General features: G+C 45.6%; 15 protein-coding genes and 1 pseudogene. 9 read left to right on the plus strand and 7 right to left on the minus strand.

Features of this window, described 5'->3' with window-relative positions:
• Positions 1 to 59 precede the first annotated feature (59 nt).
• From mptB to FQV43_RS05335, 4 genes are all read left to right on the plus strand, one after another.
• Positions 60 to 1,784, plus strand: a complete 1,725-nt coding sequence (gene mptB / locus FQV43_RS05320) for a polyprenol phosphomannose-dependent alpha 1,6 mannosyltransferase MptB (protein ID WP_168195050.1) — start codon at positions 60 to 62, stop codon at positions 1,782 to 1,784.
• 105 nt (positions 1,785 to 1,889) lie between these two features.
• Positions 1,890 to 2,831 (plus strand): ABC transporter ATP-binding protein, encoded by a 942-nt coding sequence (locus FQV43_RS05325; RefSeq protein ID WP_146340432.1) that lies wholly within the window; start codon positions 1,890 to 1,892, stop codon positions 2,829 to 2,831.
• A gap of 6 nt (positions 2,832 to 2,837) precedes the next feature.
• Positions 2,838 to 3,668, plus strand: coding sequence for an ABC transporter permease (locus FQV43_RS05330; protein ID WP_144272923.1), 831 nt, complete (start codon positions 2,838 to 2,840; stop codon positions 3,666 to 3,668).
• Positions 3,669 to 3,727: 59 nt separating this feature from the next.
• The gene (locus tag FQV43_RS05335; RefSeq protein WP_210415229.1) at positions 3,728 to 4,759 is read left to right on the plus strand and encodes a heme A synthase; all 1,032 of its coding nucleotides are present in this window, start codon (positions 3,728 to 3,730) and stop codon (positions 4,757 to 4,759) included.
• A gap of 123 nt (positions 4,760 to 4,882) precedes the next feature.
• Here the strand turns inward: FQV43_RS05335 and FQV43_RS05340 are convergent, their stop codons facing one another.
• Complete coding sequence (locus FQV43_RS05340; protein WP_146339323.1) at positions 4,883 to 5,797, minus strand: heme o synthase; 915 nt, start codon at positions 5,795 to 5,797, stop codon at positions 4,883 to 4,885.
• 449 nt (positions 5,798 to 6,246) lie between these two features.
• On the opposite strand from FQV43_RS05340, the gene tkt reads away from it, so the two are divergent.
• From tkt to pgl, 5 genes are all read left to right on the plus strand, one after another.
• Positions 6,247 to 8,340, plus strand: a complete 2,094-nt coding sequence (tkt, locus tag FQV43_RS05345) for a transketolase (protein ID WP_210415230.1) — start codon at positions 6,247 to 6,249, stop codon at positions 8,338 to 8,340.
• 72 nt (positions 8,341 to 8,412) lie between these two features.
• The gene (gene tal / locus FQV43_RS05350) at positions 8,413 to 9,498 is read left to right on the plus strand and encodes a transaldolase (RefSeq protein WP_144272926.1); all 1,086 of its coding nucleotides are present in this window, start codon (positions 8,413 to 8,415) and stop codon (positions 9,496 to 9,498) included.
• A 90-nt stretch (positions 9,499 to 9,588) separates the two neighbouring features.
• Positions 9,589 to 11,169, plus strand: coding sequence for a glucose-6-phosphate dehydrogenase (gene zwf, locus FQV43_RS05355; RefSeq protein ID WP_371710938.1), 1,581 nt, complete (start codon positions 9,589 to 9,591; stop codon positions 11,167 to 11,169).
• A gap of 58 nt (positions 11,170 to 11,227) precedes the next feature.
• Complete coding sequence (locus FQV43_RS05360; protein ID WP_146339329.1) at positions 11,228 to 12,184, plus strand: glucose-6-phosphate dehydrogenase assembly protein OpcA; 957 nt, start codon at positions 11,228 to 11,230, stop codon at positions 12,182 to 12,184.
• 28 nt (positions 12,185 to 12,212) lie between these two features.
• On the plus strand, positions 12,213 to 12,935 hold the full coding sequence (pgl, locus tag FQV43_RS05365) for a 6-phosphogluconolactonase (RefSeq protein ID WP_146339331.1): 723 nt from the start codon (positions 12,213 to 12,215) through the stop codon (positions 12,933 to 12,935).
• Between the two features lie 56 nt (positions 12,936 to 12,991).
• Here pgl and secG read toward each other — a convergent pair whose 3' ends face one another.
• The 6 genes and pseudogenes from secG to yvcK all read right to left on the minus strand — a co-directional run bounded on the left by secG (position 12,992) and on the right by yvcK (position 19,032).
• On the minus strand, positions 12,992 to 13,228 hold the full coding sequence (secG, locus tag FQV43_RS05370) for a preprotein translocase subunit SecG (RefSeq protein WP_144272930.1): 237 nt from the start codon (positions 13,226 to 13,228) through the stop codon (positions 12,992 to 12,994).
• Between the two features lie 134 nt (positions 13,229 to 13,362).
• A complete protein-coding gene (gene tpiA / locus FQV43_RS05375) occupies positions 13,363 to 14,154 on the minus strand; it encodes a triose-phosphate isomerase (RefSeq protein ID WP_144272931.1) in 792 nt (263 codons plus the stop codon).
• 50 nt (positions 14,155 to 14,204) lie between these two features.
• Positions 14,205 to 15,420: pseudogene (pgk, locus tag FQV43_RS05380) on the minus strand (phosphoglycerate kinase).
• Positions 15,421 to 15,546: 126 nt separating this feature from the next.
• Positions 15,547 to 16,551 (minus strand): type I glyceraldehyde-3-phosphate dehydrogenase, encoded by a 1,005-nt coding sequence (gene gap / locus FQV43_RS05385; protein WP_144272933.1) that lies wholly within the window; start codon positions 16,549 to 16,551, stop codon positions 15,547 to 15,549.
• A 409-nt stretch (positions 16,552 to 16,960) separates the two neighbouring features.
• Entirely contained in the window at positions 16,961 to 17,953 is a 993-nt protein-coding gene (gene whiA / locus FQV43_RS05390) for a DNA-binding protein WhiA (RefSeq protein ID WP_144272934.1), read from the minus strand.
• A 101-nt stretch (positions 17,954 to 18,054) separates the two neighbouring features.
• Positions 18,055 to 19,032, minus strand: a complete 978-nt coding sequence (yvcK, locus tag FQV43_RS05395; protein WP_144272935.1) for a uridine diphosphate-N-acetylglucosamine-binding protein YvcK — start codon at positions 19,030 to 19,032, stop codon at positions 18,055 to 18,057.
• Positions 19,033 to 19,062 lie beyond the last annotated feature (30 nt).

Consider the following 19,062-nt stretch of genomic DNA (forward strand, 5'->3'; position numbering starts at 1 on the left):
CAACCATTCCGGTATTCTGTTATTCCGTGCGGAAGAATGATTGACTACACTCATTATCTGTGAAGCTATCTCCTTTTCGACTCATACAAGCGCTTGCACACGAGCTGCCGCGCATTGGCGCTGCCGGATCACGATCAGCTTCACTTCATCAACACCAAACCCTTTCTACTAAGAAATCCTTAGCCCACACGCAACTTCGACGTTTTGGATTGTTTAGATGGTTAGGCACAAGTGGAAGTCTGTTACTAGGGTTAGGCGGCTTAGGTGCAGGAGCACTACCCGTTGTTAATAATCCCTATGTCACAGCACCCCTAGGCAATATCCTTGCCAGAATGTTTCAGACTTCTACTGTCATTTGTGTCCTTGGAATTGGATTGTTAGTAGTTGCATGGATTGGTATTGCTGCTTTTTGCGGAGTCAGTTTCAAGCAACAAACAGAACGCTCATCGACCCCTTATGTAGATCTCTACGTTCTTCGTCGTACCTTTATTGCTTGGTCATTGCCATTACTGTGCAGCGCCCCTATGTTCACGCAGGACATTTACTCATATATAGCAAATGGCGCCATCGTACGAGCAGGTCTAGACCCCTACTCAGCAGGCCCAATTGATCTTTTAGGCTCTGACAATCCCCTTGCACGCAGCGTTCCTTTTGTTTGGGCGCATTCTGCTTCTCCTTATGGCTCATTAGCCTTAGGAATTGGTGCGTTGATCAGCAGCATTACTCATGATTCGATTGTATGGGCAGTGTTACTCCACCGTATTTTTTCCATCCTAGGGATAGCTTTAGCAGGCTGGGCGACGATACGCTTAGCTCAACGATGTTCAGTCGCTCCACAAGCAGCAATGTGGCTGGGGGTTCTCAACCCACTCACCTTTTTGCATCTCATCGCAGGAATTCACAATGAAGCTATTTTATTAGGGCTGCTCTTAGCGGGAATGGAGTATGGGCTTCGGGCAATTGAAAAAATCAACGGGAGTCCGCAACGCTTTTCCCCCTTCTACGTAGGGAAAATTGCAGCATTATTAGCTTTAAGCGCCTTTCTTATCAGTTGCGCTGGGTTAATTAAAATCACCGGATTCATGGGATTAGGCTTTGTTGGCACAGGACTAGCACGTGCTCTTTTTTTGCGCTGGACCGAGATGAGAAAACATAACACCACATCCTTTATAGTGGTGCGCCATATATTATCTCTCCTTACGGCAATCATCATCCAAAGTGTCCTTATGGTCATCACCATCGCAATTGTCAGCAGTATAAGTGGCGTAGGAATTGGTTGGTTGCATACTCAAGGTGGAGCTGCTCAAGTTTTTACATTGCGCTCAATCACTACAGCTGTCGGAGCTTTTTCTGGTTTCCTGGGAATGTGGTTAGGTCTAGGTGATCACACCGCAATGATTCTCATCCTTACCAGAAGTCTTGGATTAATTATTGCCGGTATTTTTATGCTGCGTATGCTTTTTGCTACCTATAAAGGCACTATCGCAGCAATTGGCGCGCTAGGAATCTCGACCTTTGTATTAGTCATCTTTTTCCCTGTAGTACAGCCTTGGTATCTTTTGTGGGCAATTTTTCCATTGGCGGCTTGGGCAAATCGCCACATTTTCCGTCTTGCAGTCATCGCTTACTCCATACTGCTTTCTTTCTTTGTCCTTCCCCGAGGTATGGGCTTGCCTGATGGTACTTTATTCTCGATCTATGCAACGGCACTTACTTGTTCAAGCATTTTATTGTTGATTTTTTGGCGGGTATTAAAAAAATCAGCTCCCCTAGGATTAAACTAGAACACCGTGGCACAAGAGCATAATCACATTTTACCGGCAGCAAAGACAGCAAAAGCCTTCACGTCTTTTGCAGCCGAGGGCTCAGGAACTCAAGTCGACAACGCCCTGGAGATTCATAATCTTGTCAAGAAGTACGGCACTAAAACTGTTGTCAATAACCTGTCTCTCAAGGTTCGCCGTGGGACAGTTCTTGCTTTTTTAGGAACTAATGGAGCCGGCAAGACAACCACGATAGAAATTTGTGAAGGTTTCACCAAACCTAGTTCTGGCGAGGTACGAGTGCTTGGACTCAATCCGGTCACCCATCCAGATTTGGTACGGCAAAGAGTTGGTATCATGCTCCAAAGTGGTGGTAGCTACTCTGGTATTCGTGTTGGCGAAATGTTAAAGCTCAGTGCTTCTTATAGCCTTAATCCTCTTGATCCAGAATGGTTACTTGACATACTCGGTTTAGCCAACGTCCGCAATACTACTTATCGACGTTTATCCGGTGGGCAACAACAACGCCTATCTTTAGCTCTTGCTCTGATTGGTCGCCCTGAGCTGGTATTCCTTGATGAGCCAACGGCGGGAATGGATGCGCAATCTCGTCTGTTAGTCTGGAAACTCATCGATCAATTGCGTGGCGATGGTGTGACAGTTATTTTGACTACTCACCTTATGGATGAAGCTGAAGCGCTAGCAGATCGTGTCGCAATCATTGATAAGGGCACACTTGTAGCTGAAGGTACCCTGCAAGAACTGAGAAAACAGCATGCTGCGTCCTATAACTCGCCTGCTGGCATGGGTAACAAAGTAGCAATTCATTTTTCCACAGCGCAACCTCTTTATATCTCTGAATCCGAATTTTTAAGTCGCTTAAACGTGATAGCACAAAAGCCGCTTTCCTATAAAGCACTTGTTCCTTATCCACTGAACCCCACGATACTTGCCGAGCTCAGTAAAGAGGCGGCCAAGCAGGATGTTCTCATCACAGAGTTTTCTACTCATTGCCATTCTTTAGAAGATATTTTTCTTGATATCACTCATCATTCAGTGCGGAGTTGATCATATATGTCCCATAACAGTGCCAATACTACCCCTGTGTCTTTGTCTTTTAATTCTTCGGAAAAAAATACCAACGCACTTAATTTTCCAGCCGGAACTTTCTCCCCTGCTCCACAACCTGCACGTACGCAAACGATGGTTATTGCTCAAGGAAAAATTGAATCACTTTTGTTTCTGCGTCATGGCGAGCAATTACTACTGAGTTTCATCATTCCTATCGGTATGCTCATCGCTCTTGCATTTTTGCCACTCGTTGAAGATCCGCATCCCCTTCAGAAAGGGCTACCGCTTATGCTGGCTATTGCTGCCATGAGTTCCGGCTTTACCGGCCAGGCAATTTCTTTAGCTTTCGATCGTCGTTATGGTGCGCTCAAGCGATCCGGTGCTAGTGGAGTTTCTCGTACGACCATTGTGCTTGGAAAAATACTTGGGGTACTCGTCGTGAGTATTCTCCAAATTATTTTGCTTAGTTCGTGCGCACTGCTTTTGGGGTGGCACCCACATTTAATTGGACTACCGGTGAGTGTGCTTTGTTTCTTCCTTGGCGTCTGCTGTTTTACTTCTTTAGGCATGGCAATTGGTGGTGCATTATCATCAGAAATTGTATTGGGAATTAGCAATCTGATTTGGATTCTTTTGGTAGGGGTTGCGTCCTTTTACCTTTTCAGAATGAGTGGCTCGCCGTCTTGGCTACTTCAATACATTCCTAGCGTGGCGCTGACTCAAGGTCTTGTGTCTAGTTTTGATGGGCATATTCCGCTCACTCAAATTTTTATGCTCTTAGGTTGGACAGGCTTGGGCGTTGCCAGTGCTGTCAAGTGGTTTAAGTTTGATTAATGTGATTCTTTGCATAAAGACATCATCAGCACTCCTTTTGCGCATAACGGCAAGCAAAATTGCGCACTAAGCAGTGTACTATTAACAATGTGTTTAGTGCTGATTCACCTCTTCTTAGACGTTTTCCACCAACTATCGCGCGGCAGCGTCGTCTAGCGTTTTGCTTATTGCTGGCACAAGCAGGAATTACCATTACCGGATCTATCGTGCGTGTGACTGGTTCAGGTCTTGGCTGTAATACATGGCCAAATTGTCATGAAGGTTCTTTGGTACCTGTGCCAGGGGCTGCGCCGTGGATTCACCAGCTTATTGAGTATGGCAACAGAATGCTCACTTTTGTTGATTTAGCTTTTGCCGTTCTCGTACTTGTTGCAGTTCTAGCAGCTCATCGCAGAAAAGAAATCATTTTTTATGCGCTTTTCCAAGGTGCTGGAATTGTTGTCCAAGCAGTCATTGGTGGTATCTCTGTGCTCCTTGATCTTGCTTGGTATAGTGTTGCATTACATTTTTTGCCATCAATGATGTTGGTATGGGGTGCAGCAGTAATGTATGTCAGAATTGCCGAGCCTGACGACGGAACTCCCACACGTACATATGAAAAATCTCTGAGAATGCTATCTGCTTTTAGCGCTATTTTGCTTAGTGCAGTTCTTATTACCGGAACCATGGTTACTGGAGCAGGTCCACATTCAGGAGACGCTGGCGACGGTATGAAAGGGCGATTAGAAGTTGATATCGACTGGATGGCGCATGTTCATGCTTGGACTATGTATGCGTATCTCGCATTAAGCATCCTATTGGTATGCGGTCTAGTGCTCATGCAAGCACCTCGACGCGCCCGCCACCTTGGTGGTTGGCTACTCCTGTCGATTATAGTGCAAGGCTTGGTAGGTGTATTGCAGTATCGACTTGGAGTGCCTAGTTGGTCAATTCCGCTTCATATTGGGCTGTGCTCCTGTGTCGTAGCCCTTAGTGCTTTATTATGGGCAGTTGCTATGACTAGAAAAGATGGTAGTGACTGGGTTACTGGCTCTGGAATTGGTGATCAAAAATTTGGTTTTTCCGAAAGGTCTACACCAGTTTTTCCCTAAAAAAGCAATAAAACTCAATAGAACTTATGCCTGCGAATGATCAATCAACCGCAGGCATAATTCCTTTTCTAGTATTTATTTCTCCGGCGCAACTTCCAAAAAACTCATAGAGCTTGGTGTGGCTTAGCGCACCAATGTACTGAGCGGAGCTAAGTTCAGCACGGCATCAATGGAAAGACCGACAAATAGAATAGCTAAATAATTATTGGACAGAATAAACAACTTCAGTGGCTTAACTTCTCCACCTTTTTTCACTCCGTCATGGAGGACTAGGGCCATAATTAAGAACCAGATACCGGATATGACTGCAACACTTGCATAGAGTAAACCAGCTGCTGGGAGCAATAATAATGTGGTAATGACGGTTGCGACAGTGTACCACACAATTTGGCGGGTTACTTCTCTTTCCGGGCGTACGACGGGCAGCATAGGAACATTAGCAGCCTTATAGTCTTCTTTATATTTCATGGCTAATGCCCAGGTATGCGGTGGCGTCCAGAAGAAAATGATCATAAAGAGAACAAACGCTTGCCACCAATTATCAGGTAATTCTGCAGGCATATTATCAACAATCACTGCCCAACCAACCACTACTGGCATGCAGCCTGCAGCACCACCCCACACAATGTTCATGTGGGTACGGCGTTTGAGGTATTTCGTATAGACAAAAATATAAAAGGCAATCGTCGCCATGACAAAGACTGCGGCTAAAAGAGAATGACAGAGCAACCACAACCACAAAAAACTAGCTACGGTAAGTATCCAGGCAAAAATTGTTGCTTGGCGATTAGATACAGTATGACGTACCAGTGGTCTAGCACGAGTACGACCCATTTTTTGGTCGATGTCAGAATCAGCAACCATATTAAAGGTATTGGCTGCAGCTGCACCCATCCAACCACCAATGACTGTGAGCAAAATAAGGGTGATGTTATTCTCACCACGCTGTGCTTGCAGCATAGCTGGAATGGTTGCAACAAGGAGAAGCTCAATAACCCGAGGTTTTGTCAATGCAATATAGGCCTTGATTACGTCCAAGGGTTGTCCTCTCCAGAAAAGTTGATCAAAATCATTTCTGCCATATCATCCTATATAATTACCGCAGCATCACATACATAAAGGTACAAAACTACTGCGAAAATGACGGAAACACAGCATAGTCCATATATATGTCGCACAAAAAGACAAGAAAGTTCCCACGTACGCAAAAACTTTCAGATCAATCTATGCTCACATCATGTTAGTCACCTTAGGCATTAAATACTAATGACACTGCGGACACCATTATGGAAAACTTTTTGGTGCACAACATCCACAGTTTTCCCCTTATCCCGCCCTACTACCAGCAGAAGCTAAATACGCTGGGGAGGCATAGTCGAATGTGTAATCAACGCGAAAAAATATCTGCCGCATTGTCTCTTATCTATGGTAAAAATGGAGATAGTCTTAATACTTTTTCTTAGATAAACCAAAGGATGGATTTTTCCGTGTCGCTGTCACCTGAGCTACAGACTCTTACCACTGCTTCTTACCCTGATGATTGGACTGATACTGATACTCGTGCAGTAGACACTGTGCGACTTCTAGCAGCAGATGCTGTACAAAAATGTGGTTCTGGGCATCCGGGGACAGCAATGTCTCTTGCTCCATTGGCTTATACTTTGTTCCAACGCGTCATGAACCTTGACCCTACAGATGACCAGTGGGTTGGTCGCGACCGTTTTGTGTTATCCTGCGGTCATACTTCGCTGACCCAATATATCCAACTCTATCTTGGTGGTTTTGGTCTGGAACTCGACGATCTCAAAGCTCTTCGTACTTGGGGTTCACTTACACCAGGTCATCCAGAATACCGCCATACCAAAGGCGTGGAAATCACTACTGGCCCATTAGGTCAAGGTCTTGCCTCTGCCGTTGGTATGGCAATGGCAGCTCGTCGAGAGCGTATGCTTTTTGATCCAAGTGCCGCACCAGGAACTTCTCCTTTTGATCATTTTGTTTATGTCATCGCTTCCGACGGCGATCTTCAAGAGGGAGTTACTGCCGAGGCATGCTCTATTGCAGGTACACAGCAACTTGGTAATCTTATTGTCTTTTGGGATGATAACCGCATTTCCATCGAAGAAGATACCTCTATTGCGTTTACAGAAGATGTAGTGGCTCGTTACCGAGCCTATGGTTGGCAAGTCCTTGAGATTGAAGGCGGTGAAAACGTTGCAGCGATCGAAGATGCAGTTCGTGAAGCACAAAAAGATTCATCTCGCCCAACTTTTATTCGTTTGAGAACAATCATTGGTTATCCAGCACCAACCATGATGAATACCGGTGCTGTTCATGGTGCAGCTTTAGGTGAAGAAGAAATTGCTGCAACGAAACGCGAATTAGGTTTTGATCCAGAGCAACATTTCTACGTCGACAATGCTGTCATTACGCATACTCGTAAACTTATTGAACGTAGTGCCGCAAAACGTGCCCAGTGGCAAAAGTCTTTCGATGAGTGGGCAGCTAATAATCCAGAAAATAATGCGCTCTTTGAGCGTCTTGCACAACGTAAATTGCCAGAAGATTTTGACTGCGATCTTCCTAGCTGGGACGCAGATGAAAAAGGAGTGGCTACGCGTAAAGCATCTGAAGCTGTTTTGCAAGCTCTCGGTGCCACACTGCCAGAACTCTGGGGTGGTTCAGCTGATTTAGCTAGCTCAAATAACACGGTTATCAAGGGTGCACCGTCTTTCGGACCAGAAAGTATCAGTACTGACACTTGGTCAGCAACTCCTGGAGGACGTAACCTTCATTTCGGTATTCGTGAACATGCAATGGGAGCAATTATCAATGGTATTTCTTTGCATGGTGGTACCCGCGCTTATGGTGGTACATTCCTAATTTTCTCCGACTATATGCGCCCTGCCTTGCGTCTCGCTGCACTGATGCAGACAGATGCCTACTATGTATGGACACATGATTCCATTGGTTTGGGTGAAGATGGTCCGACACACCAACCAGTAGAACAGCTAGCTACTCTTCGTGCTATTCCTGGTTTCTCAATGTTGCGTCCTGCCGACGCAAATGAAACCAGTGCGGCGTGGCGTGCAGCTTTGATGTATAAGGAAGGACCAAAAGGACTAGCACTTACCCGTCAAAATGTTCCAGTTCTTGAAGGAACAAAAGAAAAAGCTCTCGACGGTGTCGCTCGTGGTGCATATATCCTTGTTGAAGGATCAAAAGCAACCCCTGATGTGATCTTGTTAGCTAGCGGATCTGAAGTACAGCTTGCGGTATCGGCAGCGCAAGAACTTGAAGAAGCAGGAATTGCTGCTCGTGTAGTATCTGTTCCTTGCCTTGATTGGTTTGAGGAACAAAGCGAAGAATATAAAGAATCTGTCTTACCGCAGGCAGTGCGTGCACGCGTCAGTGTTGAGGCTGGTATTGCAATGCCATGGTATCGCCTACTCGGTTCACAGGGACGTGCAGTATCGTTGGAGCACTTTGGTGCTTCTGCTCCTTATCAAGAGTTGTTCCAAAAATTTGGTATCACTGTTGACGCTGTAGTTAAAGCAGCAAAGGAATCATTGGCATCCTAGTGTGCCAGCACAATGAAAACTCGACTACTGCCCTATCATCACTTCTCTTAACCAGTTGAAAAGGACTACACGATGAATACCATTGATACTCTCGCTCATGTAGGAACTTCTACCTGGCTCGATGATCTTTCACGCGAACGAATCGAATCAGGAAACCTCGCTACTGTCATCAAAGAAAAATCCATTGTTGGTGTTACTACTAACCCAGCCATTTTTGCGGCAGCCATGAGCTCTGGAAATGCATATGACTCAAGCATCGACAAGCTCAAAGCTGAGCAAACTCCTGCTGATCAAGCCGTCTATGCCATGAGTATTGAAGATGTGCAAGCTGCTTGTGACCTATTTGCTGATATTTATCAGCGCACGCATGGTCTAGATGGTCGAGTATCTATTGAGGTAGACCCACGTATTTCCGATTCTCGTGATGCTACAATCGCACAAGCACGTGAATTATGGAAGCGCATTGATCGCCCTAATGCCATGATTAAAATACCTGCTACTGATGGATCCTTGCCAGCTATTGCAGATGCTCTCGCAGAAGGAATCAGCGTTAATGTTACCTTGATTTTCTCTGTGGCTCGCTATAGAGAGGTCGTTAGCGCATATATCGATGGCATTAATCGTGCTGCACAAGCAGGTCTTGATGTCTCGAAAATTCATTCAGTGGCGTCTTTCTTCGTCTCGCGTCTTGATACTGAGGTTGATGCTCGACTCAATGAGATCGGAACGCAACAAGCACTCGACCTTCGAGGCAAAGCAGGCGTTGCCAATGCACAACGTGCTTATGCAGCATTTTTAGAGCTTTTCGACGCTGCTGATTTACCGGATAATGCCAATATCCAGCGTCCGCTTTGGGCTTCTACTGGAGTAAAGAACCCAGACTATAGCCCAATAATGTATGTCAGCAACCTTGCTGGTCCTCATACTGTGAATACCATGCCTGAAGCAACCATTGATGCAGTCCTCGCAAGTGATAGCACTGATATTTCTGATGTGCTTAGCAATGGTGCAGCATCAGCAGAAGATATTTTTGCACAATTAGTTGACGCTGGTATTGATTTTGCAGAAGTTTTTCGTCTACTCGAAGAACAAGGCGTAGAAAAATTTGTTGCAGCATGGAATGAACTTCTCGACTCCATGAGCCAACGCCTTAGTTAAAGTTTTTATCGCAGCCGTGCACTCCACGGCTGTATTTTTCTTTCTGAGTAATGCATTTCATATTGTTAAAAGGTAAAGTTAAAGAACGTGATTGAACCATTAAGCAGTGACGGTGATAATACAAAAAGCTCTCTTTCAGAGCACAATGATCAGTGGCTCAACCCGCTACGTGACGATCATGATAAAAGACTCCCCCGCATTGCTGGGCCTTCTGGCATGGTTATTTTTGGGGTTACTGGTGATTTAGCTCGTAAAAAACTTTTACCAGCTGTTTATGACCTTGCTCATCGTGGCTTATTACCAGCAGGTTTTAGTCTAGTGGGTTATGGACGTCGTGAGTGGTCAAAAAAAGAGTTCGAGGACTATGTTCTCGAGGCAGTAAAAGCCAGTGCACGCACTGACTTTAGAGAAAATGTCTGGCAAAGACTCGCTGAGGGTATTGAATTTGTCAGTGGTGACTTTGATGATAATGCTGCCTTCGACCGTCTCGCCGCAAAATTGTATGATCTAGATCAATCTCGTGGAACCGCAGGAAACTGGGCGTTTTACTTATCTATTCCGCCTTCTTCTTTCTCTGCAGTGTGTCACCAACTTGATAGGTCAGGAATGGCACATGCTCCTGAGGGTTCATGGCGTAGGGTGATCGTCGAAAAGCCATTTGGGCATGATCAAGAATCTGCTCGAGAACTCAATAATGTGATTAACTCTGTGTTTCCAGAAAAATCAGTTTTCCGTATTGACCACTATTTAGGCAAAGAAACCGTGCAAAACATTTTGGCACTACGGTTTGCTAATCAACTTTTTGATCCGCTATGGAACTCTCACTACATTGACCATGTGCAAATCACCATGGCAGAAGATATTGGTCTTGGTGGTCGTGCTGGTTATTATGATGGCATAGGTGCTGCTCGCGACGTAATCCAGAATCATTTGATTCAATTACTCGCGCTTGTTGCGATGGAGGAACCAATCGACTTTAGCCCAGCGCAATTGCAGGCAGAAAAAATTAAAGTGCTTCGCGCTACTCAACCAGTAACACCTTTTGCTGATACCACCGCGCGTGGTCAATATGGTGCAGGATGGCAAGGCTCTGAGTATGTTCCAGGATTGCGTGATGAAGAAGGTTTTGATCCTCAATCAGCAACAGAAACGTATGCAGCTTGTACCTTATCAATCAATTCACGCAGATGGGCAGGAGTCCCATTTTATCTGCGTACTGGTAAACGCCTAGGAAGGCGTGTTACCGAAATTGCGCTTGTATTCAAGGACGCGCCACACCAACCATTTGGTGCTGGTAGTCGCCATGCGCAAGGACAAAATGTAGTTGTTATTCGGGTGCAACCTGATGAGGGTATGCTCATGCGTTTTGGGTCGAAAGTACCAGGTTCGGCAATGGAAGTTCGTGATGTAAACATGGACTTTTCCTACTCTGAATCTTTCACCGAAGAATCACCTGAAGCATATGAACGACTCATCTTGGATGCGCTGCTTGATCAAGCAAGCCTCTTCCCTACCAATGAAGAAGTCGAGTTAAGCTGGAAAATTTTGGATCCCATTCTCAAATATTGGGCTCAATCTGGTCAACCAGAAGAATATGCCGCTGGTACCTGGGGGCCAGAGTCTGCTGATCGCATGATGGCACGGGAAGGAAGACAATGGCGTCGTCCTTAGAATGCCCTATACCTGACATCATCGTGCACGAGAAGTATGAGAAGCAAAGGAAAGCATTGTGATCTTTGATCTGCCTGATACCAGCACAAGAGAAATAGCTAAAACTCTTGTCCGAAAACAAAATACTGGTGGTCAAATTGCCACTGGTCGTGTGCTATCACTGATTATCATTGCGCACGATGCCGACGATATTGATACCATTATCGACGCAGCTTATAGTGCATCTCGTGAGCATCCTTCGCGTGTCATTGTTCTAGTACAAAGCAACAATCAGCAAGCCCAGTCACGCCTTGATGCACAGGTACGTATCGGTGGTGATGCTGGTGCGTCAGAAATAATTATCATGCAGTTAGCTGGTCAGGTTTCACAGCATCTCGTGCATGTAGTAACCCCTTTATTGCTGCCTGATACTCCTATTGTGGCATGGTGGCCGTATCATGCTCCGACCAATGTTGCAGCGGATCCTATTGGGAAAATTGCATGGCGACGTATAACTGATGCTTTTCATGAGTCACATGAGAACTTACTCGCATTGCGCTCGGAAAACTATATGCCTGGTGACAGTGACATGAGCTGGGCTAGATTAAGTCCTTGGCGACGCGTATTAGCTTCTGTCCTTGACCAACCCCCTCATGAACGTGTCAATGCAGTACGCGTATATGGCTTGAAGAACTCACCAAGTCTCGATCTCATTACTGCATGGCTCAGTGCAAGATTAGAGGTGCCAGTACGATTAGTCCACGAAGATAAGCACATCAATAGTGAAGAATCTTTCGATACGACTATTCGTCGGATAGAGCTCGATCGTGATTCCGGCACATTATCTGTCGAACTGCTCGAGGAAAACGACACGCTTTCCGTGTCTTTCCCAAAGAGAAAGCCTGCTTTGGTAGCATTCCCAGCGCGAACAATCGCTGATTGTTTAGCCGAAGAACTGCGTCATCTAGATCCTGATACTGCGTATCAACATGCGCTCAATGCACTAGAGCATATTCACGAACAATCAAATAACTAGCATGAGAAATGAAAGCAACACTACGCATATGAACCACATCGATATTATTCATACTGAGGATTTAGCAGGGGTTACTGATGAAGCTGCGCATCGCTTTGCCCAGGTTATTCGTCACATTATCAAAGAAGGTGGTGTGTCAGGTGATGGTATTGCACGTGTTGTGCTCACTGGTGGCGGTGCCGGAATTGGCACATTGGCTAAATTAGTGGATAAAGATATTAAATGGGATCGAGTACACATCTTTTTTGGAGATGAGCGCAATGTTGCGGTTTCACATCCTGATTCCAATGAGGGGCAAGCTCGTGAAGTCCTTTTAGAAAAGATTGATATCCCAGAAGCAAATATCCACGGCTATGGTCTTGGCGGAGTAGATCTCGAAGAATCAGCGCGTTCATACGAAAATACGCTCAAGGATTTTGCTCCCGATGGCTTCGATCTCCATTTGCTCGGTATGGGTGGCGAAGGGCATATTAACTCCCTATTTCCACATAGTAATGCGACCAAAGAAGAAGAAAAGTTGGTCGTCGCCGTGCATGATTCCCCCAAGCCTCCGGCACAGCGAGTAACGCTTACTCTTCCTGCAATTAATTCTGCCAAACGAGTGTGGCTATTAGTATCTGGTGCAGAAAAGGCCGAGGCCGTATATCATGCAGTCCACCGTGCACCAGCACTTGACTATCCAGTTGCTGGTGTGGAAGGGCGCACAGAAACATTACTCATTGTTTCTGCTGACGCAAGTAGCAGACTCTAACATCTGGTCATAAAAGCGGGAGCTGTAGTAGAAACTACAGCTCCCGAACTTATTTTTTAGGAGGCATATACCTGAATCAGGTTTAGCCCAATAATGCAGGCGATCCAGATGATCGCTGTGAAAATCGTAACTCGGTCAAGGTTCTTTTCTACTACAGTAGAGCCAGAAAGATTTGATTGAACTCCACCACCGAAAAGACTAGAAAGACCGCCACCTTTACCACGGTGCAACAGCACAAAGAGCGTCATTACCAGAGAGGAAATAACCAAGATGATCTGAAGCGCTAATGCCATAACTACCTTTTCTTTTATTATTATCCACCCAGTGCTCACTAACTAATGAGGAGCACATGGATGCGCATTATGTATTTCTGTATCTCAGGAAAACTATACACTATTTTCATAGTAATACAGTGTTACAAGTGTTCTTAGAGCATTTCTCCTACAGAATGCGCAATGAGTCGAGCAAACTCTTCACCATCCAAGGACGCGCCACCAACCAAAGCCCCGTCTACGTCTTGGCGTTCGACGATCTCTGCAACTGTGCCAGTTTTTACCGAACCACCGTAGAGAATACGGATGCTATCTGCTGTTTCTTGATCGGCTAGCTCTACAATAACCTCTCGAATAGCAGCGCATACTTCCTGAGCGTCAGCCGCAGAAGCAACTTTGCCAGTTCCGATGGCCCACACAGGCTCGTAGGCAATGACTGTACGTGCAAGTTGCTCCTTGTTTATTCCAGCAAGAGAAGCACGAGTCTGTGCTACAACGTAATCAACATGAGTACCGTTTTCTCGAATTTCAAGAGGCTCTCCGACGCACACGATGGGACTTATTCCTTGAGACAAGGCTGCCCGTGCTTTCGCTGCCACCACATCGTCATTTTCTTGATGATACTCACGCCGTTCTGAATGTCCTACTACAACCCAATCACATTGCAGTTTTGCCAGCATAGCTGCGGATATTTCTCCGGTATAGGCTCCGGATTCATGAGGAGAAACATCTTGCGCACCATAGCTGATCCGAAGTTTGTCACCATGTACGAGCGTTTGGACAGAGCGAATATCTGTAAACGGAACAGTCAGAGCAACATCAACTTCATCATAGTATTTCTCAGGTAGTGCAAAAGCTAGTTTTTGCACTGCTGCAATAGCTTGGTAGTGGTCGAGATTCATTTTCCAGTTACCAGCTATGAGTATTTTGCGCTTATTATTAACCATTTTCAGCTTCCTTTTTATCTTCCCGGCAAGAATCTATGTCGAGTAGTTATTTATGCTTCCAGAACTGCTACACCTGGTAATTCTTTTCCTTCCAGATATTCTAAGGAGGCGCCGCCACCCGTGGAGATGTGGCTAAATTTTTCTTCAGGCAGTCCTAGTAACCGCACTGCTGCAGCTGAGTCGCCGCCACCAACCACAGAGAACGCACCTTGATCAGTTGCTGCAATAATTGCTTCTGCAACACCACGAGTTCCCTGTGCAAAGGCAGAAAACTCAAAGACTCCCATAGGTCCATTCCAGAAAATAGTGTGTGCCTGAGCAAGAACTTCTGCAAATTTTTCCACAGTTTTCGGTCCAATATCCAGCGACTGCCATTGCGATGGAATTGCGTCCAAAGAAACAACTATGTGTTCTGCATCCTCCGCAAAGGTTTCAGCAGCAACCAAATCAACAGGAAGAACCAGCTTATCGGCATATAATTCTAATAACTGTGCACATTTTTCAATCTGTTCTTCCTGGAGCAAAGAGTTCTCCACGTTATATCCTTGTGCAGCTAAAAAGGTATAACACATTCCGCCGCCAATGATGAGCTTGTCTGCCTGGCGTGCCAATGCCTCAATAACACCAAGTTTATCCGACACTTTTGCACCACCTAATACCACTACATATGGCTTTTGTGGCTTGTCGACGATACGCTGCAGCACATCTATCTCTTTTTGCACTAACCCACCAGCATAGTGTGGTAGAAGCTGAGCTACTTCATAGACCGATGCCTGGGCACGATGTACTACGCCAAAAACCATCTGAAACAAAAGCACCATTCTCAGCGGTGAGTGCCACAAGCTGCTGTGCAAATTCTACTCGCTCCTGCACGTCTTTACTGGTTTCGCGTGGATCAAAACGTACATTTTCTAGTAGCAACACATCACCGTCGTTAAGCCCATTGGCACGCTCATGGGCATCTTCGCCAACAACATCTGCAGCAAGAGGCACATATTGATCCAAGGCTTCAGAGAGTGCTTCTGCAACAGGAGCTAATGAGAATTGAGGATCTACTGTGCCTTTGGGGCGACCAAGGTGAGCCATAAGAATCACACGAGCGTCGGCCTCAATGAGGGCTTTGATAGTTGGGAGTGAAGCAATGATACGACCTGAATCTGTAATGTTGCCTTCATCATCAAGCGGTACATTGAAATCAGAACGTACGAGGATATGCCTACCAGCAACGCCTTCTTTGAGTAGATCTTGCAGAGTTTTTACAGCCATATTTTCTCCTTGGTTTTCTTGTTCCCTTACCATTCTAGGGGATTTTTTAAGACATATTATGCACCGAGAGCCTGAGATTATGTTTCCATATCCCAGGCTCTCTTTGTCAAAGGAAAATACTAAATTTTAGAGACGCTCTCCCACGTATTCGGTCAAAGCAACGAGCTGGTTAGAGTAACCCCACTCATTGTCGTACCATGACACAACTTTTACTTGGTTTCCGATTACTTTGGTCAAGCCAGAATCGAAAATTGATGGATGAGGATCAGTAACAATGTCTGTGGAAACAATAGGATCTTCAGTGTAAGCAAGCACACCTTTGAGATCACCTTCAGCTGCTTCTTTGATGGCAGCATTGACAGCTTCAACAGATACTTCTTTTTTAGCAGTAAATGTAAGGTCAGTCGCAGAACCAGTAATAACAGGAACGCGCAATGCGTAGCCATCTAGTACACCTTCAAGCTGTGGTAGCACCAAAGCCACCGCTTTTGCTGCACCGGTCGAAGTAGGAACGATATTTTGAGCAGCAGCACGAGCGCGACGCAAATCACGGTGTGGTGCATCATGCAGACGCTGATCGCCTGTGTAAGCATGCACTGTTGTCATCAAACCAGTTTCAATACCAAATTTTTCATCAAGCACTTTCGCCAACGGCGCAAGGCAGTTTGTGGTGCAGGATGCATTAGAAATAACATGGTGCTTCTCTGGATCATACTCAGTATGGTTGACCCCTACAACAAAAGTAGCGTCTTCATTTTTCGCTGGAGCAGAAATGATAACTTTCTTCGCACCTGCTTCAATATGTGCAGCCGCAGCCGTAGCATCAGTGAAGAAACCAGTGGATTCAATAACAATGTCTACGCCAAGTTCTCCCCAAGCAAGGTTCTTTGGTTCGCGTTCTGCAGTAACATTAATACGCTTGCCCCCCACAGTAATAGACTGCTCATCATAGGTTACGTCTTCACCTAAACGCCCAAGAATAGAGTCGTACTTGAGCAAATGAGCCAAAGTGTGGTTATCAGTTAGGTCATTTACTGCGACAACTTCAATATCGCTACCACGCTGTTGGATAGCGCGGAAAAAGTTGCGACCAATACGTCCAAAGCCATTGATACCTACACGGATTGTCATCTTAAATTCTCCTCAACTCGATGTTGTTTCCACTGAGCGTTCTTGTTTATCTAATGTTGCTTATTTCCAGCTCAGTTCCAACACTAATTCTACGCAGAGTCAGATATATGTGCAGAGCTAGAAATATGAAAGTGCGCCGCTACCATTGAATATCCCCCACTTGCCATTCTATTCCCAACCAAATGGGGGTAGACTATAGTTCCCTATTGGCAAAAACTATTTCCGAACGGAAAATTTACCCCCTAAAAACAAAAAGCTACCTCTTAACAGGGGTAGCTAACAAAAAGTTATCACAATAACGCACAGATGACTATTTTCCACTCAAACCATAAGTGATTTTTCTCATAGTCTCCGATGTCCTCAAGACTCACGAAATCCCCGCGTCCATCATCAGCACACCATCTCTGCCCTACAGATCATTGAGAATATCATCAGTCACGGCAACTTGAGTATCAGGAATGCCAAGTTCCTGTGCACGTTTATCAGCCATAGATAACAATCGACGAATACGTCCTGCCACTGCGTCTTTAGTCATCTGTGGATCTGCCAAACGACCTAGTTCTTCCAATGACGCCTGACGATGCTGCACTCTCAACTGCCCTGCTTCCACCAAGTGATCTGGTACATCATCACCCAAAATCGTCATTGCTCGTTCCACTCTAGCGGCAGCAGTAACCGCTGCCCGTGCTGAGCGTCGCAAATTAGCATCATCGAAATTAGCCAAACGATTGCCTGAAGGGCGAGATTCGTGCTTGAGCCTGCTCTTATCCCAGCGTAACCGAGTAGCATGGGCACCCATGCGCGATAATAACGCACCAACAGCTTCCCCATCACGCAAAGATACCTTTTCCACACCACGAGTTTCTTTAGCTTTAGCACTAAGACCAAGACGACGAGCACAACCGACTAACGCTAATGAAGCTTCTTGACATGGACATGCCACTTCCAAACCAGAAGAACGACCAGGATCAGACAAGTGACCTGATGCCAAAAATGCACCACGCCATGCGGCCTCAGCATCTTCAATAGTTCCAGTAATAATTTGCGGCGGTAACCCAATAACTTTATGCCCAGAGCGAGTCACTAAGCCCACTCGACGCATAAGCACATCTGCTTCTTCACTAATCCGCAATAAATGTTTATGCGTTTTACGCGAAGACGAAAGACCTAGATCCATGAAATAAACGTCGCTAGCGAACACATCATGTAATTCTTGTGATACACGCTTTGCTACTAATTGATTATCCAGTTCAATATCAATAACCACCTTGCCAGCCATCACATCAACTGTGCCAGCAAAGCGAATAATTGCAGCTATTTCTGCTATTTTAGCGCTCGTACGACTCACACGTACTTTTGTTAACTCTTCTTTTGCTTCTGTAGTAAGCGTAGAGACGCTCATAAAAACACCTTCCGCCAAAACGTTGAGACACTATTGTATAAAATTCAACAGCATCTGATGTCTCATCACTTTTATTTCATCAAAGCTATCATCATAGTAGTTTAGCCAGCGGCATATTCTTTGAGGATTGCTTTATTCAACTTTTCTGGATCATGACGATCACGATGATGCACATAATCAGATGCAAACCTCAAATCATGATACGCAACCCGAGCTCCCATCACAGCAGCAGCACGTTCAAGATGGCGTCGATCGCTAGCGTTAGGCAATGTAGTTTCATCAGCAATAATGACATCTACCTGCAATTGCTGTGCGTGTTGAGTAAGGATGTGGATGTGACGTTCAGCAGAAAAACCTGATGTCTCCCCTGGCTCAGAAGTAAGGTTCAAGACTACAATCCGCATTGCGCTACTCTCAACAAGAGCCTGCGCAATTCCTGGCACTAATACGTGTGGAATAACACTTGAAAACCAAGAGCCAGGACCAAGCGTAATAAGATCAGCCTCCGCAATAGCTGCCAATGCTTCTTTGCTTGCCGGTGGTTGTTCAGGAATTACTCGCACTCGACGCACCTGACCAGGCGTCGAAGCTACTGCAACTTGACCACGCACTTGGCGCATAATACGAGGATCATCATCCAAACCAGAAACATCAGCTTCGATGTCCAAAGGTTCATCGCACACAGGTAGCACTCTGCCTTGTGCTCTAATCAATTGTGCAACAGTGTCAAGTGCTTGCACCTGCGAACCTAGTACCTCATACAGGCCAGCGATCAACAAATTTCCGACGGCATGCCCAGCAAGCGCACCATGTCCAGAAAAACGATGCTGCAATGTTTTTTCCCATAAGTGTCCTGCATCGTCCATAGGCGCTAAGGCAGAGAGAGCCATGCGTAAATCACCTGGTGGTATCTGCCCTAACTCGCGTCTAATACGCCCCGAAGAACCACCATCATCGGCAACAGTCACAACGGCAGTAATACTATCTGGACACGCTAAACGTACTGCTCTAAGCGTTTGGAATAGTCCATGTCCACCACCCAAGCTGACAATTTTCTTTGGAGTTTTCGCTTTCTCCACTGTTTCTTTTGCCCCTCGTTCCTGTAAATG

It is taken from the genome of Corynebacterium sp. sy039 (genome assembly GCF_007904105.1).
GTDB lineage: Bacteria > Actinomycetota > Actinomycetes > Mycobacteriales > Mycobacteriaceae > Corynebacterium.

Bases quoted from the DNA above. Each gene is read 5' to 3' on its own strand.
- gap (WP_144272933.1), bottom strand. From the start codon at position 16,551: ATGACAATCCGTGTAGGTATCAATGGCTTTGGACGTATTGGTCGCAAC.
- whiA (WP_144272934.1), bottom strand. From the start codon at position 17,953: ATGAGCGTCTCTACGCTTACTACAGAAGCAAAAGAAGAGTTAACAAAA.
- secG (WP_144272930.1), bottom strand. From the start codon at position 13,228: ATGGCATTAGCGCTTCAGATCATCTTGGTTATTTCCTCTCTGGTAATG.
- FQV43_RS05330 (WP_144272923.1), top strand. From the start codon at position 2,838: ATGTCCCATAACAGTGCCAATACTACCCCTGTGTCTTTGTCTTTTAAT.
- pgl (WP_146339331.1), top strand. From the start codon at position 12,213: ATGAACCACATCGATATTATTCATACTGAGGATTTAGCAGGGGTTACT.
- tal (WP_144272926.1), top strand. From the start codon at position 8,413: ATGAATACCATTGATACTCTCGCTCATGTAGGAACTTCTACCTGGCTC.
- tpiA (WP_144272931.1), bottom strand. From the start codon at position 14,154: ATGGTTAATAATAAGCGCAAAATACTCATAGCTGGTAACTGGAAAATG.